Origin of the sequence: Balneola vulgaris DSM 17893, from assembly GCF_000375465.1 — a bacterium.
GTDB classification, from domain to species: domain Bacteria; phylum Bacteroidota; class Rhodothermia; order Balneolales; family Balneolaceae; genus Balneola; species Balneola vulgaris.
The window spans coordinates 85,811-111,004 of the sequence record NZ_AQXH01000001.1 but is presented as its reverse complement, the minus strand read 5'-3'; the positions used below and the strand labels follow the sequence as shown (position 1 = coordinate 111,004).

General features: G+C 40.1%; 20 protein-coding genes. 10 read left to right on the top strand and 10 right to left on the bottom strand.

The features are described from left to right. Window positions 1-19 precede the first annotated feature (19 nt). From argB to B155_RS0100480, 6 genes are read right to left on the bottom strand one after another with little or no spacing between them, the layout of a single operon-like run. Window positions 20-781: an acetylglutamate kinase gene (gene argB, locus B155_RS0100505; RefSeq protein WP_018126268.1), complete on the bottom strand. Its 762-nt coding sequence runs from the start codon at window positions 779-781 to the stop codon at window positions 20-22. Continuing rightward, window positions 778-1,722, bottom strand: coding sequence for an N-acetylornithine carbamoyltransferase (locus B155_RS0100500; protein ID WP_018126267.1), 945 nt, complete (start codon window positions 1,720-1,722; stop codon window positions 778-780). Before B155_RS0100500 ends, argB begins: the two co-directional genes overlap by 4 nt. Continuing rightward, complete coding sequence (locus B155_RS0100495) at window positions 1,719-2,846, bottom strand: aspartate aminotransferase family protein (protein WP_018126266.1); 1,128 nt, start codon at window positions 2,844-2,846, stop codon at window positions 1,719-1,721. Before B155_RS0100495 ends, B155_RS0100500 begins: the two co-directional genes overlap by 4 nt. Next, window positions 2,846-3,808, bottom strand: a complete 963-nt coding sequence (gene argC, locus B155_RS0100490; RefSeq protein ID WP_018126265.1) for an N-acetyl-gamma-glutamyl-phosphate reductase — start codon at window positions 3,806-3,808, stop codon at window positions 2,846-2,848. Before argC ends, B155_RS0100495 begins: the two co-directional genes overlap by 1 nt. Beyond that, complete coding sequence (gene argG / locus B155_RS0100485; protein WP_018126264.1) at window positions 3,801-4,997, bottom strand: argininosuccinate synthase; 1,197 nt, start codon at window positions 4,995-4,997, stop codon at window positions 3,801-3,803. Before argG ends, argC begins: the two co-directional genes overlap by 8 nt. A 36-nt stretch (window positions 4,998-5,033) precedes the next feature. After that, the gene (locus B155_RS0100480; RefSeq protein ID WP_018126263.1) at window positions 5,034-5,708 is read right to left on the bottom strand and encodes a GNAT family N-acetyltransferase; all 675 of its coding nucleotides are present in this window, start codon (window positions 5,706-5,708) and stop codon (window positions 5,034-5,036) included. A gap of 387 nt (window positions 5,709-6,095) precedes the next feature. Between B155_RS0100480 and B155_RS14090 the strand changes: the two genes are divergently transcribed. Further along, the gene (locus tag B155_RS14090; RefSeq protein WP_018126262.1) at window positions 6,096-6,653 is read left to right on the top strand and encodes a VanZ family protein; all 558 of its coding nucleotides are present in this window, start codon (window positions 6,096-6,098) and stop codon (window positions 6,651-6,653) included. A 1,142-nt stretch (window positions 6,654-7,795) separates the two neighbouring features. Here the strand turns inward: B155_RS14090 and B155_RS0100470 are convergent. Next, window positions 7,796-9,652, bottom strand: a complete 1,857-nt coding sequence (locus B155_RS0100470) for a radical SAM protein (protein WP_018126260.1) — start codon at window positions 9,650-9,652, stop codon at window positions 7,796-7,798. A 295-nt stretch (window positions 9,653-9,947) separates the two neighbouring features. Here B155_RS0100470 and B155_RS0100465 point away from each other — a divergent pair, with 295 nt between their 5' ends. After that, a complete protein-coding gene (locus tag B155_RS0100465; RefSeq protein ID WP_018126259.1) occupies window positions 9,948-11,147 on the top strand; it encodes a serine hydrolase domain-containing protein in 1,200 nt (399 codons plus the stop codon). A gap of 20 nt (window positions 11,148-11,167) precedes the next feature. On the opposite strand, the gene B155_RS0100460 is transcribed toward B155_RS0100465, so the two are convergent. Then, window positions 11,168-11,851 (bottom strand): class I SAM-dependent methyltransferase, encoded by a 684-nt coding sequence (locus B155_RS0100460; protein WP_018126258.1) that lies wholly within the window; start codon window positions 11,849-11,851, stop codon window positions 11,168-11,170. Between the two features lie 183 nt (window positions 11,852-12,034). Between B155_RS0100460 and B155_RS0100455 the strand changes: the two genes are divergently transcribed. The 3 genes from B155_RS0100455 to B155_RS0100445 all read left to right on the top strand — a co-directional run bounded on the left by B155_RS0100455 (window position 12,035) and on the right by B155_RS0100445 (window position 14,042). After that, a complete protein-coding gene (locus tag B155_RS0100455) occupies window positions 12,035-13,105 on the top strand; it encodes a class I SAM-dependent methyltransferase (protein ID WP_040368012.1) in 1,071 nt (356 codons plus the stop codon). Between the two features lie 131 nt (window positions 13,106-13,236). Next, entirely contained in the window at window positions 13,237-13,545 is a 309-nt protein-coding gene (locus B155_RS0100450) for an ArsR/SmtB family transcription factor (RefSeq protein ID WP_018126256.1), read from the top strand. A 14-nt stretch (window positions 13,546-13,559) separates the two neighbouring features. After that, window positions 13,560-14,042 carry an SRPBCC family protein gene (locus tag B155_RS0100445; RefSeq protein WP_205617747.1) on the top strand — a complete coding sequence of 161 codons (483 nt, stop codon included), beginning with the start codon at window positions 13,560-13,562 and terminating at the stop codon, window positions 14,040-14,042. 174 nt (window positions 14,043-14,216) lie between these two features. Here B155_RS0100445 and atpC read toward each other — a convergent pair whose 3' ends face one another. After that, a complete protein-coding gene (gene atpC / locus B155_RS0100440; RefSeq protein WP_018126254.1) occupies window positions 14,217-14,480 on the bottom strand; it encodes an ATP synthase F1 subunit epsilon in 264 nt (87 codons plus the stop codon). Window positions 14,481-14,491: 11 nt separating this feature from the next. Next, window positions 14,492-15,985 carry a F0F1 ATP synthase subunit beta gene (gene atpD, locus B155_RS0100435; protein WP_018126253.1) on the bottom strand — a complete coding sequence of 498 codons (1,494 nt, stop codon included), beginning with the start codon at window positions 15,983-15,985 and terminating at the stop codon, window positions 14,492-14,494. A 233-nt stretch (window positions 15,986-16,218) separates the two neighbouring features. Here atpD and B155_RS0100430 point away from each other — a divergent pair, with 233 nt between their 5' ends. The 5 genes from B155_RS0100430 to B155_RS0100410 all read left to right on the top strand — a co-directional run bounded on the left by B155_RS0100430 (window position 16,219) and on the right by B155_RS0100410 (window position 24,602). Then, a complete protein-coding gene (locus B155_RS0100430; RefSeq protein ID WP_018126252.1) occupies window positions 16,219-17,589 on the top strand; it encodes a cytochrome ubiquinol oxidase subunit I in 1,371 nt (456 codons plus the stop codon). A 7-nt stretch (window positions 17,590-17,596) separates the two neighbouring features. Continuing rightward, window positions 17,597-18,640, top strand: a complete 1,044-nt coding sequence (gene cydB / locus B155_RS0100425) for a cytochrome d ubiquinol oxidase subunit II (protein ID WP_018126251.1) — start codon at window positions 17,597-17,599, stop codon at window positions 18,638-18,640. Window positions 18,641-18,747: 107 nt separating this feature from the next. Continuing rightward, window positions 18,748-20,298: a DUF4139 domain-containing protein gene (locus B155_RS0100420; RefSeq protein WP_018126250.1), complete on the top strand. Its 1,551-nt coding sequence runs from the start codon at window positions 18,748-18,750 to the stop codon at window positions 20,296-20,298. Window positions 20,299-20,496: 198 nt separating this feature from the next. Then, on the top strand, window positions 20,497-21,819 hold the full coding sequence (gene rsmB / locus B155_RS0100415; protein WP_157464688.1) for a 16S rRNA (cytosine(967)-C(5))-methyltransferase RsmB: 1,323 nt from the start codon (window positions 20,497-20,499) through the stop codon (window positions 21,817-21,819). Window positions 21,820-21,926: 107 nt separating this feature from the next. Then, window positions 21,927-24,602: a valine--tRNA ligase gene (locus tag B155_RS0100410; protein ID WP_018126248.1), complete on the top strand. Its 2,676-nt coding sequence runs from the start codon at window positions 21,927-21,929 to the stop codon at window positions 24,600-24,602. Window positions 24,603-25,194 lie beyond the last annotated feature (592 nt).

Below are 25,194 nucleotides of genomic sequence, written 5' to 3'. Positions count from 1 at the left end.
CAATGCAGTCTTAATTTTTCTATTTCACTATCCTAGTTCCGGCTTTCTTATTTTTAAAGGTATCAAAGCCTAGAATTCGAACATTTATTACCCCCTCATTCAAAGCTTTAAATCCTAAATCTACTTTAGGTATCATTCCGTTAGTTATTTTACCCATGCCTTTTAAATAGCGATAGAGTAATAAATTCATCTCTGTTACAAGTTCATCTCCGTTCAAAACCCCTTGGAGATCTAAACATAGATCTAGTGAAACGATTGAATGATTTACTAAGCTACAGGCAATGTAACTCGCCACATTATCCGCATTGGTATTTAATAATTGATCTTTTCCATTATGCGTTAGTGGAGCAACAACTGGTGTTATCCCCATATTTAATAATTGTATTAAAATCTCGGAATTCACGTATTGAATATCTCCTACCATACCAAAATCAATAGGATTCGAGCTTCTTTTAACCGATCGAATCAAATCTAGATCTGCCCCCGTTAATCCCAAAGCATTACATCGTAGAGCCTGAAGTTTAGCTACAATTTTTTTATTTACAAGTCCTGCGTAAGTCATAGTAGCCACCTCTAGCATTTTAGCATCAGTTATTCTTCTACCAGAAACCATTTTACTTTGTACACCTAGCTGATCCGCAATCTCTGAAGCTAAATTGCCTCCACCATGCACTAGAATTTTCTTTCCTCCAGTCTTTTCGAAATCGTGCAGAAATTGATCTAGTTTTGCCTCACTTTGAATTACTTTCCCACCAATTTTTATAACTTTTATTTCACTCATTGTTCAAGAATATTTTTGAATATAGTTTGTGCAGATACAATTCGATTTGAGGCTTCTTCAACTACAAGGGAGTTCGCACTGTCAATTACGTCATCGCTCACTACTACATTTCTTCTAACGGGTAAACAATGCATGAATTTAGCCTCATTGGTTCTTTGCATCTTAGCCACATCAACCATCCAGTTTCTATCATTCGTTAGAATTTTACCGTAGTCCGAATAACTGCTCCAGTTTTTTGCGTAAATAAAATCTGCGCATTCAAAGGCTTTTAATTGATCATATTCAACCTTTGCATTACCAACAAACTCAGGGGCAAGCTCATAGCCTTTGGGCTGTACAATTGTTAACTGGTAGTCTGATTTTTGAACCCAAAGAGAAAAAGAATTCGCTACAGCTTGAGGTAATGCTTTTGGGTGTGGTGCCCACGTTAATACCACCTTTGGCTTCTCGACCTTTTTATGACTTTCAATAGTCAATACATCAGCAAAGGCTTGCAGTGGATGTCGTGTTGATGACTCCAAATTTACTACAGGTACAGGGCAATGCTTTATAAATTGATTCAATACCTGTTCGGAATAATCTAAACAACGATCTTGTAACTGTGCGAAAGCTCGAACTGCAACAATATCAAAATAGGTCCCAATCACAGCAGCAGCTTCTTTTATATGTTCAGCACTGTTCCCATTCATAACCGCACCATCTTCAAATTCAATCTGCCAACCTCCTGCACTTACATCAAATACTGTAACGTGTACCCCTAAGTTTTGTGCAGCCCTTTGTGAACTTAATCTGGTGCGAAGACTTGGGTTCAAAAATAACAAGCATATCGATTTATTTTGTAGTTCTTTATGCTGTTTATAGGGGTTCTTTTTAATATCCTTAGCCATTTTAATGAGGTTAGGTAAATCGTCAACATCATCGATTGAAAAAAATCCGTTCATAATAATTCCATTTTTAAGGCTGATATAAATATTTCTAAATCTGGTTTTTTAATACTCAGGGAGGGTAATAATCTTAGCGTATGCTTATTTGAAGAGGATCCAGTAAAAATTTGGTGAAAATAGAGTAGTTTTTTCCTCAATTCTGCGATTTCAAAATCAAATTCAACACCAATCATAACACCTGCACCACGCACTTCTTTTACCCTTGGAAGTTTGCCGAGTTCATCCATCAAGAATGAACCCATACTTTCTGCATTGTTAATTAAGTTTTCGGCTTCAATAACTTCTAACACTGCTAAACAAGCAGCACATGCTAGATGATTACCGCCAAATGTAGAACCTAACATTCCTAAGGAGGCTTCGAATTTAGGTTGAGAGATAATAGCCCCAACTGGAAAACCATTGCCCATACCTTTTGCCATACTCACAATATCGGCTTCAATACTAGCCTGTTGATGTGCAAAAAATTTACCCGTTCGCCCATAACCAGATTGAATTTCATCAAGTATTAAAACTGTGTTCGTTTGCGAACATAATTTTCTTAGGTGTTTTAGAAACTTCACAGAAGGTGTATGAATTCCACTTATCCCTTGAATACCTTCTATTAACACAGCACATATATCCTGTTTTAATATCTCTTCCTCAGTCCCTTCAAAATCTTCCATTTGTAAACGAACAACTTCTGCTCCTTCATTAATTGGGAATACAATATTTGAATTGTCTGTAGCTGCCACTGCCAGTGAGGTTCGTCCATGAAAAGCTTTCTCAAAGACCAATATCTTTTTTCTTTGATTGTACGCTGAAGCGAGTTTCAGTGCATTTTCATTTGCCTCTGCACCCGAATTACACATGAACAAATTCCAATCTTTATAACCGCACATTGCTCCTAGCTTCTTAGCTAGTTCTAGCTGATTTCTTATTAGAACGGAGTTTGAGTAAAATGCAATCTTTCTTAGTTGTTCGGATAGGCGCTTTACAAAATGTGGATGAGAGTGACCAATAGATATAACGGCATGGCCTCCATATAAATCTAGATATTTAGTGCCATCAATTGTGTATACATATTGGCCTTTAGCTTCAACAGGTTCCACATCAAATAAGGAGTACACAGGTAGTAAATTCATTAAAATGCACTCCCTTTTAATTTTAGACCTAAAGATTCATCCATAGCGAACATTAGGTTCATATTTTGAATTGCTTGCCCAGAAGCTCCTTTTAATAAATTGTCAATAACACCTGTTATTAGTAATTGATGGCCTTCTTTTTGCAAATGAATGATACATTTATTCGAGTTCACTACTTGTTTTACATCAACCGCTTTTTCTGAAATAATTATGAATGGATGGTGGGCATAATATGTACTGAATAAATGAGTAGCTTCTTCAAGAGTAAGAGATGTATGCATGTAACACGCAGCTATGATACCTCTAGTAAAAGCACCTCGGAATGGAATGAAATGAATGGATTGATTAAAACTATGTTGAAGCTCTATAATACTATGAGATACCTCTACCAAATGTTGGTGCTTAAATGCCTTATAAATGGAAGCGTTATTACTTCTCCAGCTAAAATGGGTATTCGCTGTGGGTTTCTGCCCAGCACCCGTACTCCCTGTTATGGCTGAAATATGTATATCATTATTAAGATTTTTTGCAGCTGCTAATGGTATCAGACATAATTGTATACAAGTGGCAAAACAACCTGGGTTGGCTACATAATCTGCTGTACGAATCTGTTTTCTCTTTAACTCTGGTAGGCCATAAATAAATCCATGATCTTCTTTATATCTAAAGTCCGTACTAAGATCAATGATTTTTGCTTGTGTAGGTATTATACCTGAGGCTAGTATTTCTTTTGACTTTCCATGCCCCGAACAAATAAAAACTAGTTCTACATCATCTTTTAATTCGGACTCAAACACTAAATCAGTTTCACCTATAAGGTCTGGGTGAGCTTCATATATTTTTTTAGAAATATGACTATTACTCATTATTGACACCAATTCTGCTTTCGGGTGTGCTACTAAGAGTCGTATTAATTCACCCGCTGTATACCCTCCTCCTCCTATAATTCCAACTTTAATCATTTTGGTGCACCGCGTTTTGGATTTGAGTTGCGTTCGCTAAGATTTTCGTAAATCCTTTTACATCCTCACCGCTCCATCCGTTATTCATTTCACCATATTGACCCTGATTGGTTTGCATTAAATCGTTGTCAGATTCTATTCCTAATAATTCTATCTGCTTTGATTCTAATTTTATCTTCACGCTGCCCGTTACGTTGTTTTGAGTGCTTTCTAGAAAAACTTCTATGTCTCTCATAACCGGATCTAAAAATTGTGCCTCATGCATAAGCATACCATACCAATTAGCTAGTTGATCTTTCCAGTGCATTTGCCATTTGCCCAATACATGCTTTTCTAAAAGTTGATGAGCTTTGATTAGAATTATAGGTGCAGCTGCTTCAAAGCCTACACGACCTTTTATACCTATGATGGTATCGCCTACATGCACATCTCTGCCAACGCCATAAGGTTGTGCAAGGGCTTGTAACTTTTTAATAAGTTGAATTGGAGATAGAAGTGTATCATTTAAACGAACCGGTTCCCCTTTTTTAAAACCAATTTCAAGGGTAATTGAATCTTTGCGGGTTAACTTCGTAGGCCAAGCCTCTTCAGGTAGGGGTAGATTTGAGGTCAATGTTTCATCACCCCCAACACTAGTGCCCCACAATCCTTTGTTAATAGAATATTTGGCTTTTTCCCATTCTTCTTTAATTCCATGTTGAACTAAATAACCCACTTCTTCTTCACGGCTCAGTTTCATATCACGAATGGGGGTAATAATTTCCAAGTTAGGAACCATTACATTAAAAATTAAATCAAAGCGAATTTGATCGTTTCCAGCTCCTGTGCTACCATGAGCAATAGCATCAGCCCCAATTTGTTTAGCATATTCAGCTATAGCAATAGCTTGAAAAACACGTTCCGCACTTACCGAAAGTGGATAAGTATGATTTTTTAACACATTCCCATACAACAGATATTTTATTCCTTGCTCATAGAATGTATGCTCAACATTTATACAAGTGTGATGTTTTATACCCAGTTTAGTAGCTTTATTTGCTAATGCATTTTGTTCTGCATCATTAAAACCACCCGTATTAACAGCTACTGTATGTACTTCATACCCCTTTTCTTTTGCTAGATGAATTGCACAAAAACTGGTGTCTAATCCTCCACTAAATGCTAATACTACTTTCTTATTTTTTTTCATGATTACTATCTTTTTATTTCCTGAGTAAGGTTTCAGTTAAGCTTTATTCACTATCCCTTTTACAAAGCTTTTAAAAAACGTTAGAGGTTTTAGACCTTTATGAATTAAAGTGATTTTCATTTGCACCCATTGGTATAGTTTCTTCATGTTTACATATTCTTGTGCTTTTGGCTTCTTGTACTGAACCTGAGGGTTATATAGCATGCCAGTACACAAACAATTTTTACTGTCATTCCTAGATAGGATATCGTAATTCGGACAGCTTTTGCATCCTACCCAGAATGTTTCATCCTGAGTTAGTTCAGAGAAGGTGACGGGTTTATACCCTAATTCTGAATTGATATTCATAACCGCCAAACTCGTAGTAATACCAAAAAGCTTTGAGCCAGGATATTTCTTACTCGATAGTTCGAATGCCTTAGATTTAATTTGTTTGGCTAACCCTCTATTCCGGTATTCTGGATGTACTATAAGTCCTGAATTGGCTACATACTTTTTATTTTCCCATATCTCGATATAACAAAACCCAACCAGTTTTTTCCCATCTAATGCTATTACAGCATTTTCATTTTTAAATTTATTCTTAATGTACTCTGGGTCACGTTTAGCAATACCAGTGCCTCTTTGTTGTGCAGCTTTTTCAATTAAAGCACAAATTTCTGCTGCATATACCGCATGTTTGGACGTACCAAAATAAATAGAAACCGACATGTTATTGAATGGTTGTCTCGTAAGACAAATTAGAATTGAACTGCTTAAAAAAGCGTATAAGATGAGAGAGGTATTCGTGTATAAACGATTACCCTAAGACGTTACTGCCGCCGGAGAGTGCGCCGTAATGAACGTTGATCAATTCTATGTGCAAGTGTTGTTTGCATGACTTGCAAAATGAGAAATAAGAAACTTCTATGCAAAGTCTGATTTAAATTTATTTGTCAAGTATCAAATTTTAACATTTAAATGCGCCATAAACATAAATTCTAAACCTCCATCAAGCATCAAAACTAAAAATAATACGTACTTCAATAATATAATTATAGCTATTCTAAACTGAGCTAAGCTTATTAAATAGACATAGTGACTACACAATGTACATCGATGAATAAAAAAGCTCCGTTATTTACTTCGAAATTAGAGAAGAAACTTTGGATCTCCACATTTTTGGTCCTACTAGCAATTTACATTAGCATAGGCATCGCTCGTCCGCTAAATTCAATTTTAAAAGATTCAGGGTTATTGGTTCCCCTCTTTATCCTTAGTTTTATTTTCATACTACTTGCTCTTGTATTACTTGGATTAAAAAAGCGACCTGACATTTCTATTATAGGTGTATCTATAGGAGTGTTTGCTGTTTACCTGTTTGTACTTGTGCGAATAGAAATACCTGAAGAGCGAACACATATTATTGAATACAGTATATTTACTTCTCTTTTATATCTCACTTTAATAGAGAGAAATCGGCATTTAAACACCCTCACATATCCGTCAATTTTAGCTATCCTATTTACAATTCTATTTGGAAGCATTGATGAATGCATTCAATTTTTCCTACCCAATCGTGTATTTGATCTACGGGATATATTATTCAATTCACTCGCTGCAGTACTCGCAATATGCTCGTTAAAATCTTTGAGTTGGGCGAGAAATCGAAGCTAGAGCTTCTTGAATGCATTCCCAACGAGGACGTTGGGAACGAAGGAAAACGTTTGTGAGAGTAATCATAGCCAACTTAAGATCCTGAATCACGCTGCACTTCGTTCCGCTGTTCAGGATGACGTCGTTGTTTTTTGTTTGGTTGCTAGATAAGAGTTAAGTAACACTTACTGGATTAACCTAAAAAACTCCAAGCACTCCTGGCGTTGGAATTGAGCAGGAGTTGCCTTCATTTTGCATAGCGTCAGAGAAGCAGAACATGCGCCGAGTCCGCCAGTTGGCGGAAGAGGAATTGCATGTTGTGCCTGGCGCGGCTAAGGAAGGCCCGTATAAATTCCTGCCGGTGGCTTTTGCTCCCCTTTTGTCCACACAAAAGGGGAAGAGAAGAAGTGAATGTGGCTTGGTAGGAGTGACAATATTTATAATATGAATCAGCTTAAAATTAATTGGTCATCCTGAACTTGATTCAGGATCTGTAAGGGAAACCTATTTGCGCTGCATGAATCTCAAGCAACGCTTCATCCAAAATCCTAACGCACAATCATAGCCAACTTAAGATCCTGTCCGCCAGCTGGCGGACCGCTGTTCAGGATGACGCCGTTGTTTTTTTATCGAGGTTGAAAAAGGAAATTTGTTTCTATCTAAGACCTTTAGACTTCTCGTATGCACTCGAAGTGACAAAACAGGTGGATTCTATTTCTTTGTCATATCGACCGAAGGGAGATATCTATAGATGTAAGTAGATGCCCCTAATATACCTTAATGGCTCCAAGCACTCCCGGCGTTGGAATTGAGCAGGAGTTGCCTTCATTTCGCACAGCGGCAGAGAAGCAGAACATGCGCCGCGACGCAAGGGTTGCGGAGCGGAATTGCATGTTGTGCCTGGCGCGGATAATGAAGGCCCGAATAAATTCCTGCCGGTGGCTTTTGCTCCCCTTTTGTCCACACAAAAGGGGAAGAGAAGAAGTGAATGTGGCTTGTAGTCATAAAAGATCCTGAATCACGCTGCACTTCGTTCCGCTGTCCAGGATGACGTCGTTGGTCGGTAGTTTAGAGAGCATCGCCATATGCGAAGCTGGAGCTTCTAGAAGGCATTCCCAACGAGGACGTTGGGATCGAGTAAAAGTGGTAATGCTACAACCCCCTTAATTCAAATAGCTTTCAATCAAGTTACGAGGGTGACTAGGTGGGGTAACCGGGAAATCAAACCAATCCTGTAATTCGACATCAAAGCCTGTGCGGTTAAGATAGTTATGCAGTGCTTGGTTTAGTCCTTTAGTATACATTGGATGATCGGTGCCTTCAGGATCAACATGCCAGAGGTCGTTTTGGGCAAAGCCTTGGAATTCAGGACCTGTTACTTCAATACTAAACTCTTCAGGGTTTTTGCCAATCGGACTGTGTACAGTCGTTGTAAACAAGTGCCAAAAAGCAGATTGAATGCAGTTCTTTTCAAAGAGTTGACGAACTACTTCTAAGGAATCGATGGTTTCTTGCTGTGTTTCGGTTGGGAAACCATACATCAAGTAGGCATGCACCATGATGCCATTTTTCGAGAAGTTATTCGTTACACGACTCACTTGAGCGATATCCACCCCTTTATTCATTTTGGCAAGCAGGCGATCTGAAGCCACTTCGAGTCCACCCGTAACCGCAATACACCCTGCTTCGGCCATCAGCTCACAAAGCTCAAAGTTAAATGTTTTTTCGAAACGAATATTGGTCCACCAAGTAATCTTAACCCCTCTTTCTAGCAAGGCTTTAGAAAGCGCTTTACACATTTTAGGCGGTGCGGCTTCATCCACAAAATGGAAGCCTGTGATACCGGTATCCTCAATGATTTTTTCAATTTTATCTACCAAGAGATCCGCAGTCGAATTTTGATAATTGCCAATGTAATCTAAACTCACATCACAGAAGGAACACTGTCGCCAATAGCACCCATGCGAAATGGTTAGTTTATTCCAGCGCTTATCGGTCCACATGCGATGCATCGGGTTCACAACATCCAAAAATGACACATACTTATCATAAGGCAAGCCTTGATAGTTTGGTGCTGGCAAGCTGTTGTGGTGATAGATGGTATTCGGAATCTTATTCTTGTACACCACCTTCTCATCTTCCAACACATAGGTTCGCTCAAGGTCATCTAGGCCCACTTTCCCTTCTTGGAACTCAATCATTTTAAGTAGGGGGCCTTCCCCATCATCTAGGGAGATGAAATCCACGATTTCGAAGATGCGAGGATCTTCCAAACTTCGAAGTTCGGTGTTGCAATAGCCCCCACCAAAAGCCACCTGTATATCTGGAAAGAACTGTTTGATAAACTGCGCACATCGCAATGCAGCGAATAGATTCCCAGGAAAAGGTATGGTAAAACCAACAAGCGTTGGAGCGTATGCTTGAATCTTTTCCTCTAAGATGTTCAGCATCTCATCTTCAATCAAGGTAGGCTGATACCTCAAAAATTCATCCAATTGATCAAAGCTGCTAGCCGATGATCCAATTTGTTCAGCATATTTCGTGAAGGCAAAAAACTCATCTACATTCGCTTGTATATAATCCCCTATCTCTTCCACAAATAGTGTTGAGTAATGCTTGGCTTTATCAATAATGCCCTCATCACCTTCTGCCCATTCAATGTATTTATTCACATTTTTGAGTCGATGCCCTTGCGGCAGAAAACCCTCTTCTAAAATTTGACGTGCTGTTGCAATATCGTGCTGTTGTAGAAAAGCTATGACTGTATCAACTTGAGAGATGTAAGCATCTCTATGGGCATGAAGCTCTGGAAAATGGTTATTGCCCAATGCTTCGGCTTCATCAAAAATCTCATTTAAAAATGTACTTGTGAAGATGGTAGTAAATAACTCGATACTTAAGTCGCAATGAGATACCGAAACATCATGTTCTTCCAAGAATCCTTTTAAGTACGCCGTGGCAGGATAGGCGGTATTCAGCTGTGTAAAAGGTGGTGTTATAAGAAGGAGCTTGGCTTGCATGCTACGCGTTTGTGCATTGGGAAAATTACGTGGCCAAAATTACCCTTTTATGCAATGAAAATCAGCTTTCCACAACATCTATGGTAATTCTAAGGTTACTCTAAATTCGCAGACAAGCTCCATAACCTTTCACCCATACATACTGATTTTTATTTATCCCGAAGTACTTCACGTGTATGATTCTGCTCGGATGTAACAAAATACATTCAATTCCCTATAGGCCATTAGTTTAGAAGCTACATGAACATCTCTAAAGTGTTAATGATTTCCTCTTACAACTCACAAAAACTACATAATGCAATATCTATCCATCTTAATTAGCCTATTTATCATTCTTTCCTGTGCCCCTCCCAATTCACAAAACGAAATTCAACGACTAGATGATTCAACCATGCAGGAAGAGCAGTTAACTCAACACATTCAAGCGTTAGTAGATTCAGCCAATGTAACAGGGTTAACGGTAAGTATTTTTAATGAGCACTCCCTGCGTTATCAGAAAGCATTTGGGTACTCAAATGTGGCTTCTAACGATAGCTTGCAAACCAATCAGGTATTTTATGGCGCTTCCTTAAGTAAAGCTGTATTTGGATACATTGTGGCTGAGTTAGTGCACGAGGGTAAAATAGACTTAGACAAACCGTTAGAACACTATTTGGAGGTCCCCCTTCCCGAAATGCCTTTCAAAAGAGAATGGAGAAATTTCTCAAAAATAGCAGATGATCCCCGATATAAAATAATCACTCCCCGTATGTGCATGGCTCACACAACCGGTTTACCAAACTGGAGATGGCTGAGTAGAGAAGGTGAATTTACGCCTGATGGTGAAATTAAAATCTATTTCGACCCGGGCACTGAGTATAGCTACTCGGGAGAAGGTATTCGGTTATTACAAAAAGTGATGGAAAAACACCTAGACGTTGGCTTGGAGGAGCTAGCTCAAGATCGAGTATTCACACCTCTAGAAATGAATATGAGCAGTTATGTATGGCAGGATAGATTTGAGGATGTATATGTTAATGGGCATACCAAAGACCAACAAATTTTTGAGAAGGATATTGAAGACGAAGCTGGTGCGGCGGGCTCTATGGAAACGACTCCAGAAGACTATGCCAAATTTCTAACGCATGTTATGACCTTAGCCAGTAAGGACTCCGAAATCACAAATATCTTATTTGAACCGAATATTGAAATCAACTCGAAAAAGCAATTTGGCCCACTTTCCCTTGAAAAAACAGATGCTAATAAAACCATCGGATTGAATTACGGACTAGGTTGGGGCATACTAGATTCCCCATATGGAAAAGGATACTTCAAAGAAGGTCATAGTGAAGGATTTCAACATTACTCCATCATCTTTCCAGAAGCAGGAATTGGCATGTTACTCATGGCAAATAGCGACAATGCGGAAAGTATCTTCAAAGAATTGCTAGAACTTGGCATCAAAGACACCTACACCCCTTGGTATTGGGAACACTACATACCATACAACATGTAGGAATTGAGCATAGAATTTTTTTAGAACATCTGATACATGGTAGTTACGATAATCCCCTTTCCCTCATTGGGTTTTATCGTTAGCATAGTCTGCATCGATTTTGGTTTTAGGTTAAAAGGAGGTTGAGTGAGCTCTACCCCACTCCCTTTCTTCACGCGAGTGCCTTGCCCTGAGATTATATCTGTATTAGCCTCAAATTTGCCCTCTGGAAGGTGTTCGGTCACAATCACATACTGGTAAGTGGGAAGTTTATTTACCACGCTTGAAATCTCCGCATTTGAAAGATGCTGTAGAACTTGTCGCAGCATCGCACAATCGGCTTTAGGTAGTTCATCTTTGGCTATGTCTAAGCAATGAAATTCTAAATGATCCGCTTTAAATAACGTCTTGTTGTGCCTAATTAAAACTTCAACAATGTCTACCGCGTGATAGTGCGAAGCATATGGAAGAAGCTGCCGACCTACATTGAAATCTCCACATCCTAAATCACACACAGAAAGTGGGTGTTCAAAAGCTTGAAGAAAAGATGTCACCACTTCTAGGTAGGGATGTACGATATCGGGATTATGTGAGCCATCTCCCGAGTAAAATTCACCTTCTTCCCCACCCCAAAGATTAATGGCATACACCTGCTCCATAGCCTTTTTGGTTGGCCACGGCTTTTTGGTTTTCTTATATGAAGTTGAGGAGTTTTTCTTTGCCATTAAACAAGCCATTATAAAAAGGAATAATAGGGTTATTCACCTTTTGATGTATGTATTTCCAATAGATTTTAAACAGTAATTAATCATAGTTGTAGACCACCCATAATTTACCGTACTTCAACTCAATATTTTATACCAAAACGACACTGCCACGCATTCGTGGCTCTCGATTAATTCAATTATATGGAAACCGTCAGCTGTGATTATTGTGGCTCAAAGAGCTACACCACAAAGTTTGAAATAAACGTTTCAGATCAAGTATTAAGGTATTACAGGTATGCTCGAAATATCCCCAATAAAGAGGAAATGACGGGAGTTCAAACTATTGTTACCTGCGATGATTGCGGACTGATGTACACCAATCCTAGATTCAATACAGAGGAATTAAACCTAGTGTACTCTTCCGAAAAAATTATAGGGGGAAACTGGAGAAATTTTTGGTATTTGTTCGATTCTAATGCTCCAGATGCCTTTGAAAGCGGTGAACGCGTAGAGACATACAATCCTAATTTATATCAATGGAAGTTTGATATCATTGAAAAGTATTGTGGGAAGCCGGAAGGTAAACAAGGTTCAAAACTACGACTTCTAGATATAGGGTGTGGAGATGGGAAATTTGTGCACGATGCCATAGAACGTGGCTATGATGCCATGGGAGTAGATTTAAGTCCAGATCGTGTTGCTAAGGGTAAAGCACTTCATAATTTACAAGACCACCAAATTGCCTGCATGAATGTGGACGACTTTGAAGGTGAGGACAAATTTGACATCATTGTGATGTGGGATGTAATCGAACACGTTGAAAGCCCTTCTTCCCTGCTACAATCCATTCAAAAAATTGCCCACAAAGATACCAAGATCTTTGCGCTCACAATGTCGATTGACTCCATCACATATAAGCTGTTTAAAGAACACTGGACTTATATCAACCCTACTCAACATCTCCACTATTTTTCTCATAATACGATGGAGAAACTCTTTGCAAAATGTAATTTCAAGCTATTAGGGGTTGAAATGGATAATTCTAAGAATAAGAATGTTATCCATCTTTGCGCTCGTATTCTTGTAGGTCAGCTTAATCAGTTCTTCTTTTGGATGTTCGCCCACAAAAAAGGCATTCGCAAACTCTTTAAACCTTTCTATGCCGGTATTTCAGATGAACGCATGATGCTTCGTCTAGAAAATCTACACCCCGGTAAATATATAGGTAGATACCACGATAACTATGTATTTGTTGGGGAATTAGAGAAATAACTAAGCCTTATTTCCTCCTCTTTTTCTTATATCAACATGCCTTCATTAAAAATATATACCTACATATTTGCGCAAGTAAATTATTGCGTATATATTAGCAAGCAATTACTTGCACATTAATCATCTTTGATATGAGACGAGACGTATTTAATGCCATCGCCGATCCTACACGTAGAGATATCCTTCTAACTTTAACAGAAGACCCTCACAACGTAAATGCCTTAGCAGATAGATTTGATATGAGCCGACAAGCCGTTTCTCAACACGTTAAATATCTACATGAATGTGGTGTGATTACCATAAAAAAGGAAGGTCGTGAACGATTCTGTATGCTTGACCCTCAAGCACTTACTGAAGTGGCAGATTGGTTAGAACCATTCCGAAAATTATGGGAACAACGATTCAATCAACTAGACCAATTATTAAAAAACAAAAAATAGGATGAGGAGTTTTAATGATGAACGATACTAAATTTACCCAAGATGGTAACACGTTAACGGTAGAACGAACTTTTGATGCCGACTTAGACACAGTGTGGCCCTATTGGACCGAAGCTGAACTGTTAGACCTTTGGTGGGCACCTAAACCTTGGGTTTCAAAAACCAAAGAAATGGATTTTAGAGAAGGTGGACGCCGTTTATATGCTATGTGTGGTCCCGAAGGCGAAGAGCATTGGTGTTTAGCTACTTATACTCGCATAACTCCAAAATTATCGTTTTCTGGGGAAGATGCTTTTTGTAATGAAGAGGGAACCATCAATGAAGAGCTACCGGTATCAACCTTCACCAATACCTTTACAGATGAAGCCGGTAAAACCCATGTTACTATAGTTTCTGTTTATGCATCTGAAGAGCATTTAAAACAAATCATTGATATGGGTGTTAAGGAAGGGCTTAGTATGATCTTTGATACGCTTGATGAAATCTTAAGCAAGTAGCTCACTCTTTCAACTATATTCGAGCGATGATCATTTGATCATCGCTCGTTTATGGTACAAAGCTCGTTTCAAGCAGTCGTAGTTACCAATAATATTGAATAGTGGCCATAAAAAAAGCCAACCTTCTATCGAAGATCGGCTTTCTACGTTCCCTAATTGAATTGGAGAACAGGATTATTTTTCTTCTTCTACTACTGATTCAGCTAGAAGAGTAAGCTTGTTATTCGCTACTTCAACGAAACCTCCAGAAATGGTGTAGTTCGTGTCGCCGTCATTCTTACGGATTAACACTTCACCCTTCTCAAGAGTAGATACGATAGGCGCGTGATTGGCCTTAACTTCGAAGCTACCTTGAGTTCCAGGCATCTTTACACCGGTAACATCACCTTCGTATAAAGAACCTTCCGGAGTTAATATCTGTGCTTTAAAGATGCTCATAGTTTCCTTGATTAAGCTTCAGGCGCTTCAGCCAACATTTTTTCACCTTTCGCGATCGCTTCGTTGATGTCGCCTACCATGTAGAACGCACCTTCTGGAAGATGATCAAGCTCACCGTCGATAATCATTTTAACACCTTTCACAGTGTCTTCAATCTTAACGTACTTACCAGGAGCTCCAGTGAACTGCTCAGCTACGAAGAATGGCTGAGAGAAGAAACGCTGAACACGACGTGCACGGCTTACAATAAGTTTATCTTCATCAGAAAGTTCGTCCATACCAAGAATCGCGATGATATCCTGAAGGTCTTTGTAGTTCTGAAGTAAGATAGTAGCTTTACGTGCAGTGTTGTAATGCTCTTCGCCTACTACTTTAGGATCAACAATACGTGAAGTTGAATCTAGTGGATCTACCGCAGGGTAAATACCGATCTGAGTCAATGCACGGTTTAGTACTGTAGTTGCATCCAAGTGAGTAAAGGTTGTAGCTGGAGCCGGATCCGTTAAATCATCCGCAGGTACATAAACAGCCTGTACAGAAGTAATAGATCCTTTCTTAGTAGAAGTAATACGCTCCTGCATAGCACCCATCTCGGTTGCTAGCGTTGGCTGGTAACCTACCGCTGAAGGCATACGCCCTAGAAGTGCTGATACCTCAGAACCTGCCTGAGTGAATCGGAAAATGTTATCGATGAATAATAGGATATCACGAGATACTTCATCACGGAAGTACTCAGCAATAGTTAATCCAGATAATGCTACACGAGCACGAGCACCAGGAGGCTCATTCATCTGACCGAATACAAGCGTTGCTTGTGATTCTTTTAATTTAGTTTTGTCTACTTTGCTAAGGTCCCACTCACCTTTCTCCATAGACTCTTTGAATTCATCACCGTAGTTGATTACACCACTCTCGATGAACTCACGAAGAAGGTCATTACCTTCACGAGTACGCTCACCAACACCAGCGAATACTGAAAGACCACCGTGCTGCTTTGCGATGTTGTTAATTAATTCCTGAATAAGTACGGTTTTACCTACACCGGCACCACCGAAAAGACCAATCTTACCACCTTTAGCGTACGGGCAAAGAAGATCTACTACTTTAATACCTGTTTCCAACATCTCTGTTGAAGTCGCTAGCTCATCAAAGTTCGGAGCCTCACGGTGAATTGGGTAGTTCTGTTTTCCTTCAGGTGCTGAGATACCGTCAATAGATTCACCTACTACGTTGAATAGACGACCACGGATATCTTCACCAACTGGCATTGAAATGGCTTTGCCAGTATCCACTACTTCCATTCCACGAACTAAACCATCGGTTGAGTCCATCGCGATAGTACGCACACGATCTTCACCAAGGTGCTGTGCAACCTCGAGATAAAGTGTTGAACCATCAGTAGGGTTTTGAATTGTAAGGGCATTTAGTACGGCTGGAGTTTCGCCGTTTGAAAAGTCAACGTCTACTACAGGTCCAATAACCTGTGCAATTGTTCCTTTATTCATGTGCTAAATCGCGATTATATTAAAAATTTTAAGTGGGTTGAGTTTCTTAAAACTTGCACTCCTGCAAAGGCTGGTAAAGATAGGCAGATATAGAAACAGAGGCAATCGTTTTTCGCACTTAAAATAATCTCTTTTTTATTTGTGTAAAATAAATCACCCTTCACATTCTCTTCATAAATGCTCACTTTATTACAGCGTATTTATCTACTTGTAATAACAATGGCTTTGCACTCATGGATGTAGAAATTTTATCCCGCATACAGTTCGCCTTCACTATCGCTTTCCATTACATCTTCCCTCCTCTTAGTATTGGTCTTGGTTTAATGATGGTTCTATTTGAAGGAAACTATCTGATCACTAAAAATAAAAAGTATGAACAATTAGCTCGGTTCTGGACCAAGATCTTTGCCGTTACCTTTGGCCTAGGTGTAGCTACAGGCATTGTGATGGAGTTTGAGTTTGGTACCAACTGGGCTACCTACTCCCGGTATGTGGGCGATATCTTTGGTAGTGCACTTGCTGCCGAAGGGCTTTTTGCTTTTGCCCTAGAATCGGGTTTTCTGGGTATACTTTTATTTGGGTGGAACCGAACCAGTCCACCTGTCCATTTTATTGCCACGGTAGGAGTTTGGATAGGAAGTATGTTTTCAGCGGTATGGATTGTGGTTGCAAACTCATGGCAACAAACCCCCACGGGGTATCATATTGTAGGGGAAGGCATGGATGCGCGTGCCGAGATCGTTGATTTTTGGGCCATGGTTTTTAATCCTTCGAGTGTAGATCGTGTGCTTCATGTTTGGAATGGATCTTTATTAGCGGGTGCTTTTATGGTGTTGAGTGTAAGTGCATGGTACCTGCTTAAAAAACGCCATGTTGAGTCTTCCAAAAGTGCCTTCAAAATTGCCTTGATGGTAGCTACAACCTGTTCATTACTCCAATTGGTAAGCGGACACTCCTCCGCAGAAGTTGTAGCAGAACATCAACCTGCAAAGCTAGCCGCAATGGAAGGCCATTTTGATTCCTCTAAACCGGCCGACCTCTACTTATTTGGTTGGGTGAACCGGGAAGCACAAAAAGTAACGGGCCTTGCAATTCCTGGAGGAACGAGTTTCCTACTTCACCAAAATTTTGACGCTCCTGTAACAGGTCTCAATGATTTCGCCCGAGAAGATCAACCCGATGCTGTGAATGCCGTCTTTCAGTTTTATCATATTATGGTATCCATTGGTATGATTTTAATAGCACTCACACTTTGTGCCTGCTTTTATCTGTGGAGGGGCAAACTATTTCAAACACGATGGCTGCTTTGGGTTTTTGTGCCATCGGTGTTGTTTCCTCAAATTGCGAATCAAGCGGGATGGTTCGCCGCTGAAATGGGACGACAGCCATGGGTCGTGTATAACCTACTTCGCACTTCTGATGCACTTTCTAAGTCGGTACAAGCAGGACAAGTGCTCTTTTCCATTATCCTCTTTGGTATTGTGTATTTCATCCTCTTCTTACTGTTTATATATCTTTTGAATAAGAAAATTCAACACGGACCTGAGGAACTCGATACCGACACCTCCGATATGTATACCGATAAACTATCACCTGCTAAATAATAAGACCATGACAGAACTCGAATATTTCTTAGGACTAGATTACAATACTTGGTGGTTTCTTGTTGTGGGTGCTGTGTTTTCAGGCTATGCCATTTTAGATGGCTTCGACATGGGAGCTGGAGCACTTCATCTATTCATTAAAGGAGATGAAAACAGACGTATTGCCTTCAATGCTATTGGGCCCGTTTGGGATGGAAATGAAGTTTGGCTAGTTATTGGAGGAGGAACCCTCTTTGCCGGCTTCCCTGAAGTGTATGCCACTTTATTCTCCGCTTTTTATATCCCTATCATTCTATTTCTAGTGTTGCTCATATTCAGAGCCGCTTCCATCGAATTCCGCAGTAAAGAAGAAATGAGTTGGTGGCGCACCACTTGGGACGTGAGTTATTGTATATCAAGTATTTTACTCGCATTCATCCTGGGCATCCTTCTTGGAAATGTTATGCAGGGCATTCCCCTTGATTCTGATTTTGAGTTCGCAGGGCATTGGCTTGGATTTTTAAATCCTTATGCAATCATTGTAGGCTTTACAACACTGGCTTTATTTATGATGCATGGAGCTATTTACTTATCCCTGAAAACAAAAGGGAAGTTGTTAACAAAGGTCACCCATTTTGTGCGCTATACTGTAATTGGATTTGTGATCATGTTCATCATCCTTTCGTTTTATACCATGCTCTATCTACCCGAGCAAACACAAATCTTTAAAGAGCACCCCTCATTATTCATAGTCCCTATTCTTATGGTGCTTACCATTTCGAATATTACCCGATTGATAGCACACCGAAAATACTTCCCGGCTTTCCTATTCTCGGGTATAACCATCTGCTTACTGCTGATAGTAGCTGCATTGAATTTGTACCCAAACATTTTGGTATCTACTGTGGCAGAAGCTAATACATTGAATATATATAATGCCGCAGCTTCACAGAAGTCATTGGGTATAATGCTTACAATTGCTTCGATTGGTGCACCTCTTGCTATCTTTTATTCACTCTTTGTTTTTTGGGTATTTAGAGGTCGTGTTGAATTGGATGAGCACAGTTATTGAATAATAAACAAGCAATTCCTCGTTATTCATCATAGTTAGTAGAAACATGAAACAACCCCTTCCCTATGAATACGCTATTGCTCCTCCTCCTATTTTTGAGCGCACCTATGGGCGCAAACGCTCAAGCAGATACCGTAACAGTATCCACTAACATTGAAGATGTAACGGTTTATCGATCTCAAGCACAGATTGTACGCGTGGGCACCGCAACCCTGAAGCCCGGTAAAACCGTACTCATCTTCCCTAAACTCTCACGCTATCTACAGGCCAATTCTATAAGTATTCAATCTAACGGCTCTTTCACCCTCTACTCTCAAAACAGCCGAATGAATTATCTGAGTAATTCGGTTAAACGAGCAGAAATTGAGGCATTAGAGCGCCAAAAAGTAATTCTTCAAGACAAACTAGAGCTAAATAAATCTGACCTCATCGTTAATGAGCAAGAATTAGAAGTGATTCAAGCTGCTCTACAAGGACTTAAAAATGAAGCTTTAGATGCATCAGAACTTACTCAGGTTTTAACGACCTATCGAACTGAGTTCAAGCGCTTGCAAGGTGACAAACGAGCGTTGAATCACTCCAGCAAAGAACTAAACGAACAGATTCGAAAGGTTAATAATCAACTAAATGTGTTAGGTGCGAATGGCCGCGAAACAGCACAGGAAGTGATAGCAATAGTAGAATCTAATAATGCACAGAAGGTAGATTTCACTTTAAGTTATATGGTTCATGGGGCGGGAAGGGAACCAAGTTATGAAATCAGAACCCCTGATATTACCGACAACATCACCCTAAGCTACAAAGCCAATATTTACCAAAACACCGGATTCGACTGGGAGAATATCGCTTTTACCATTAGCTCTGCAGACCCAAGTGTAGGTTTTGAGTTGCCAGAATTGAACCCAGCTTATGCTCAGTTTTATACTTCCATTCCTCGTCCACGTCGCCAAGCTCCAGTGGCTCAAGATATGCAATTAGAGGAGGTCGTAATTACGGGATATGGAAATGATCAACTCAAAGCTAAAGCCCCAGGAGTTAGTATTGTTCAGAATCAAACCAACTTCAACTATAAGTTAGACAAACCGTTTAGTGTGCCTTCCGATGGAGACTGGCATACCACAACCATTAGAACCGAAGATGCCAACACTAGTTACGACTACTACGCCGTACCTAAGCATGCTAAGTACGCATTTTTAACGGGAAATATTGAGGATTGGGAGTCCCTTGATTTAATAAATGGTGACGCTCAAATATTCTTCAATAATCAATTTATTGGGAATTCAACGATTGATCCTTACACCATCGAAGATTCACTTCAACTTTCTTTAGGGAAAGATGAACGCATTCTTATTAGTCGGGAAAAACTTAAAGAATTTGAAGAACGAAATTTCTTTGGCAATAAAACACGTGAAACATTGGTGTATGAAATCACCATTAAAAACACCAAACAAGCCCCTATTAGTATAAAAATAGAAGATCAAGTACCACTATCCACCGATGAAAGCATCAAGATTTCGGTTAGAGATCTGAGCGATGGTACGCTCAATAAAGAGTCGGGAATTGTGAGCTGGAATCTTAACTTGAAAGCGGGCGAACAAAAGGTGCTACGATTGAGCTATCAAATGGAATATCCTAAAGGTAAGCGTGTGATATACTGATTTAGCGGTGTTAAAACACGAAATATTTCTGTGATTTTTGATATAGTTGCATTAGCAACTCCCCTCACAATATTTTATCTTTGAAGGAAATAAAGCCGGCTAGAAACCGGCTTGTTTCTTTTGAAGCATTCAAACAATAAAGGTGGCTCGATCACCTTTTTTTATAAGCACCTAACATCAATTAAAAACCTGAGTCCATTGGAACCCGAATTATCAGAAAGATCCGTCAGTGTAGAAATTCTACTAGAATTCGATAGAGAAAAAATTTTAGACTACTCCCTTGCCAATGAGTTGGACTCAAGAGAGAAAGCTCAGGTACGCGAGTATGTTCAGAATATTCTTCGCAAAAGAAGTTACCTCGACTTCCTAATCGACCACTTTTCGTCGGTGAGTTTAGAGGATATGAAGCCTGAGCTAAAGAACATCCTTCGTTTAGCTATTTACGATATGCTATTTATGGATAGCACTCCAGATTATGCAGCTATCAACGAAGCGGTAGACATCGCTAAGTACATGTTAGGTTCAAAAACAGGCGACCTTGTAAACGCAATTCTTCGCAACCTTCAGCGTGAAGAACAAAACTTACCAAAGCCAGCATTTAAAGACCGTACTAAGTTAGTAGCTACTACATTTTCACACCCTGAGTGGTTAGTAGCTCGTTGGAGTAAACGTTATGGTGAGCGTGAAGCTTTCCAGTTAATGCAAGCGAATAATACGCGTCCAAATTACTTTGTGCGTGTTAACACCATTCGTACTAAACCTGAGAATTTTGAAATGCGCATGGATAAAATGGGCATCGAATTTGAAGCGAGCGATTGGTTACCAAATTTCTACAAAGTAGACAGCGTGCAGCCATTCATCGAAAAAGGATTATTTGCGAAAGGCCTTTGCCATGTTCAAGATCTAGCGGCTGGTTTTGCACCCTTTGTACTCGATCCTCAGCCAGGTGAGAAAATTTACGACTTGTGTGCCGCTCCAGGTACCAAAAGTATCATGATTGCTGATTTAACTGAAGCAAAAAGCGATATACTTTCTGTGGATATTTCCGCAGAGCGTTTAGAAAAACTTGCTGAAAGCGCTCTCAACTTCGGTGCTGAAAACATCAAAATCCGTCGTGGTGATGTACTCGAACTTTCATTACCCCTCGCCGATGCTGTTTTACTTGATGCACCATGTACAGGAACAGGTGTACTAAGCAAACGTGCCGATTTACGTTGGAGACGTGATGAAGAAGGCTTAAGAAAAGCTGTTGAGCTGCAAGAGCAATTGCTCGAAGAAGCAGCGAACATGGTTAAACTTGGTGGCCGTTTAGTGTACAGTACGTGTTCACTAGAGCCAGAAGAGAACATGGACCAAGTGCATAAGCTTCTCGACAAAATGGAAGACAACTTCGTACTTGAATCGCTTGAAGATTTTGTACCTGAAGAGATCTTAGCTGAAGACGGCAAAGCTTATCAAACCTATCCACACAAACATGGTTGTGATGGGCACTTTGGCGTTCTGCTAAAACGTGTGAAATAACACAACTATCCTTTTTATAAGTGACAGGACTTTTGTTCTGTCACTTTTTTATTCTTCTAGATATTCTAGAACTCTTTTAATTCCCTGAACGACTAAAGCTCTTTACAGTGAAAGAAGCCGCTAAGAACAAAGAAATTCCAGCTCAATACAATCCTTCCAACATCGAAACCAAGTGGTACGATTACTGGATGAAGGAAAACTATTTTCACTCTACACCTGATGATCGTGAACCATTTACGGTAGTAATTCCCCCACCTAATGTAACGGGTGTACTTCACATGGGGCACATGCTGAACAATACTATTCAGGATGTATTGGTTAGAAAAGCTCGAATGCAAGGCTTCAACGCTTGTTGGGTACCGGGAACCGATCATGCCTCTATTGCTACCGAAGCAAAAGTAGTTCGTAAGCTTCGTGAAGAAGGCATTAAGAAATCAGATTTGAGTCGTGATGAGTTCATGGAACATGCTTGGGAATGGACGCACAAACATGGCGGCATCATCCTTGAGCAGCTTAAGAAATTAGGGGCTAGCTGCGATTGGGATCGCACTACATTCACCATGGATGAAAAGTATTCAGAAAGCGTAATTGATACTTTTATCGACCTGTTTAACAAAGGGAAGATCTACCGTGGTGCTAGAATGATCAACTGGGATCCAGCTGCTAAAACGGCCCTCAGTGATGAAGAAGTAATTCACAAAGAAGTAAATTCTAAACTTTACCACGTTCGCTACCAAGTAGAGGGTACCGACGAGTATGTTACTATTGCTACTACTCGTCCTGAAACGATTTTAGGCGATACGGCTGTATGTATCAATCCTAACGACGAACGCTATACGCACCTTCATGGTAAAAAAGCCATTGTGCCTTTAGTAAACCGTGAAGTGCCTATCATCTTGGATGATTATGTAGATATGGAATTTGGTACAGGGTGCCTTAAAGTAACTCCTGCCCATGATGTTAACGATTATGACTTAGGTGAACGCCATAACTTAGAAACCATCAACATGATGAATGCGGATGGTACCATTAGTGAAGAAGGCGAGCTTTATGTTGGTATGGATCGTTTCGACGTTCGTAAGCAAATCGTAAAAGATCTTGATGAAGCTGGAAATCTAGTTGAAGTTGAAGATTACCAAAATAAAGTAGGTTATAGCGAGCGTACTGATGTGGTTATAGAACCACGCCTATCATTGCAGTGGTGGGTCGCTATGAAAGAATTGAGCCAACCTGCTTTAGAGAATGTGATGAACGATAACATTCAGTTCCACCCGGCTAAGTTCAAAAACACTTATCGCCATTGGATGGAAAATGTTCGTGATTGGTGTATCAGTCGCCAGCTTTGGTGGGGACATCGAATTCCTGCCTACTACTACGGTGAAGGTGAAAACGATTTTGTAGTAGCTAAATCAGCCGAGGAAGCGCTGAAACTTGCACAGGAGAAATCAGGGAATGCTTCCTTAACTGCGGCAGACCTCAAGCAAGATGAAGACGTACTCGATACATGGTTCTCGTCGTGGTTATGGCCAATCTCTGTATTCGATGGCTTCTATGAAAAAGACGAAGTTGACTACTATTACCCAACCAACGACTTAGTTACCGCTCCTGAAATCATGTTTTTCTGGGTAGCGCGTATGATTATTGCCGGCTATGAGTACCGTGGTGAAATGCCATTCAAGAATGTGTATTACACCGGTATTGTTCGAGATAAGCAAGGTCGCAAGATGAGTAAAAGCTTGGGGAACTCCCCAGATCCACTTGATCTCATTGCTCAATATGGTGCTGATGGTGTTCGTATGGGTATGCTATTCGCAACACCAGCGGGTAACGACCTCCCCTTTGATGAAAAGCTTTGTGAACAAGGCAGTAAGTTCTGTAATAAAATCTGGAATGCCTTCCGCTTCTTAACCATGAATATGGATGAGAACGAGACCTACACACCAACTATGGTTATTGATGAGGATAACCTCGTAGACCGTTGGATGCTAAGCCGTATCAATCAAACTATTAAAGAGGTGGAAGATGACTTCCAAAACTACCGCCTTAATGATGCACTCAAGAAAGTGTACTCTTTAATTTGGGATGACTTCTGCGATTGGTATATCGAGCTTGCGAAGCCTAATAACTATGGCGACAAGTTTGATGTTGCTAAAATGAACATCGCCCTTGGTATGTTCGAGCAACTGATGAAGTTATTACACCCATTCATGCCATTCATTAGTGAAGAAATTTGGCAGTACATCGACGAGCGCTCTAACAAAGAAGCACTTTGTATTTCCGAGTGGCCTAGCTACAACGAAGAGCAAGTGTTTGAAGATGATATCGCACTCTTCGAGCGTATTCAGCAAATGGTATCGTCGTTGCGCAATATCCGTGCTGAAATGGGACTATCGCCAAAGGCAGATATTGAAATTCAGATTAAGTCGGATGATGCAGAACGCCTCAATGACAACTACTGGATTATTCGTAAGCTACAGTCGGTGAAGTCGCTCTATATTGCTTCAGTGATGGAAAAGCCTAAGGCCTCTGCTTCTGCACTTATCGACAAAGATGAACTCTATGTACCACTTGCTGACCTTATCGATGTAGATAAGGAAAAGGAGCGTATTCAGAAGGAAATCACTCGGGTTGAAGGATTCCTTAAGGGAGTAAATGGCAAGTTGAATAACGCTAATTTCGTAGACAACGCCCCTGATGCGGTTGTTCAAAATGAACGTAATAAAAAGCGTGACGGCGAAGCCAACTTAGAGAAGCTTAAAGCACAACTAAAAGACTTCGAGTAAAGCTGTTTGCGAAATGAAGGCATTGCTTTCATTTCGCACAGTGTCAGATAGAAGAGCATTAAGAATGCATTCCCAACGGGGACGTTGGGAACGAGGTCAATCGGTTGCGAAGAGTCTCAACCCCTGAACTAGCTATGAATAGTTCTCTTATTTGAGATTCTTCGTGTTAACACCCTTCAGCATCAATGCAGCCTTTCCTACTCAGAATGACAGCTTTTTTATTAGATCTTTAAACTTCTCATTTCACGCGAAGTGACAAAATGTTTAGTATCTCTATCTTTGTCATATCGACCAGAGGGAGATATCTAAAGTTTGACTCAACTATTCTAATAGAACTACAAGACTCCAAGCACTCCCGGAGTTAGAAATAATCATTCATAGCCCATTTGTATCCACCTATTCTAGTAAAAGGAAGAACAACCTAAGATTCCCTGTTTGACGAACCATCGGCATGGATTATTATCAACGCCTTGCTCAGAATCCGATGGGAGGAGTTTGGAATCTTATTGACCTTTTGGGCACTGGCGCCTGTCCCGTTGCAGAACGGGAGGTCAAGCCAAAAGTGTCAAAGAGTTACCCAACATCTACAAGG

What these genes read in the sequence shown, in the direction of transcription:
- B155_RS0100460 (WP_018126258.1), bottom strand. Translation starts at nt 11,851, where the DNA reads ATGGCAAAGAAAAACTCCTCAACTTCATATAAGAAAACCAAAAAGCCG.
- B155_RS0100445 (WP_205617747.1), top strand. Translation starts at nt 13,560, where the DNA reads ATGATGAACGATACTAAATTTACCCAAGATGGTAACACGTTAACGGTA.
- cydB (WP_018126251.1), top strand. Translation starts at nt 17,597, where the DNA reads ATGACAGAACTCGAATATTTCTTAGGACTAGATTACAATACTTGGTGG.
- atpD (WP_018126253.1), bottom strand. Translation starts at nt 15,985, where the DNA reads ATGAATAAAGGAACAATTGCACAGGTTATTGGACCTGTAGTAGACGTT.
- B155_RS0100430 (WP_018126252.1), top strand. Translation starts at nt 16,219, where the DNA reads ATGGATGTAGAAATTTTATCCCGCATACAGTTCGCCTTCACTATCGCT.
- atpC (WP_018126254.1), bottom strand. Translation starts at nt 14,480, where the DNA reads ATGAGCATCTTTAAAGCACAGATATTAACTCCGGAAGGTTCTTTATAC.
- argC (WP_018126265.1), bottom strand. Translation starts at nt 3,808, where the DNA reads ATGATTAAAGTTGGAATTATAGGAGGAGGAGGGTATACAGCGGGTGAA.
- B155_RS0100500 (WP_018126267.1), bottom strand. Translation starts at nt 1,722, where the DNA reads ATGAACGGATTTTTTTCAATCGATGATGTTGACGATTTACCTAACCTC.
- B155_RS0100420 (WP_018126250.1), top strand. Translation starts at nt 18,748, where the DNA reads ATGGGCGCAAACGCTCAAGCAGATACCGTAACAGTATCCACTAACATT.
- B155_RS14090 (WP_018126262.1), top strand. Translation starts at nt 6,096, where the DNA reads ATGAATAAAAAAGCTCCGTTATTTACTTCGAAATTAGAGAAGAAACTT.
- argG (WP_018126264.1), bottom strand. Translation starts at nt 4,997, where the DNA reads ATGAAAAAAAATAAGAAAGTAGTATTAGCATTTAGTGGAGGATTAGAC.
- B155_RS0100455 (WP_040368012.1), top strand. Translation starts at nt 12,035, where the DNA reads ATGGAAACCGTCAGCTGTGATTATTGTGGCTCAAAGAGCTACACCACA.
- B155_RS0100470 (WP_018126260.1), bottom strand. Translation starts at nt 9,652, where the DNA reads ATGCAAGCCAAGCTCCTTCTTATAACACCACCTTTTACACAGCTGAAT.
- B155_RS0100480 (WP_018126263.1), bottom strand. Translation starts at nt 5,708, where the DNA reads ATGTCGGTTTCTATTTATTTTGGTACGTCCAAACATGCGGTATATGCA.
- argB (WP_018126268.1), bottom strand. Translation starts at nt 781, where the DNA reads ATGAGTGAAATAAAAGTTATAAAAATTGGTGGGAAAGTAATTCAAAGT.
- B155_RS0100465 (WP_018126259.1), top strand. Translation starts at nt 9,948, where the DNA reads ATGCAATATCTATCCATCTTAATTAGCCTATTTATCATTCTTTCCTGT.
- B155_RS0100450 (WP_018126256.1), top strand. Translation starts at nt 13,237, where the DNA reads ATGAGACGAGACGTATTTAATGCCATCGCCGATCCTACACGTAGAGAT.
- B155_RS0100495 (WP_018126266.1), bottom strand. Translation starts at nt 2,846, where the DNA reads ATGAATTTACTACCTGTGTACTCCTTATTTGATGTGGAACCTGTTGAA.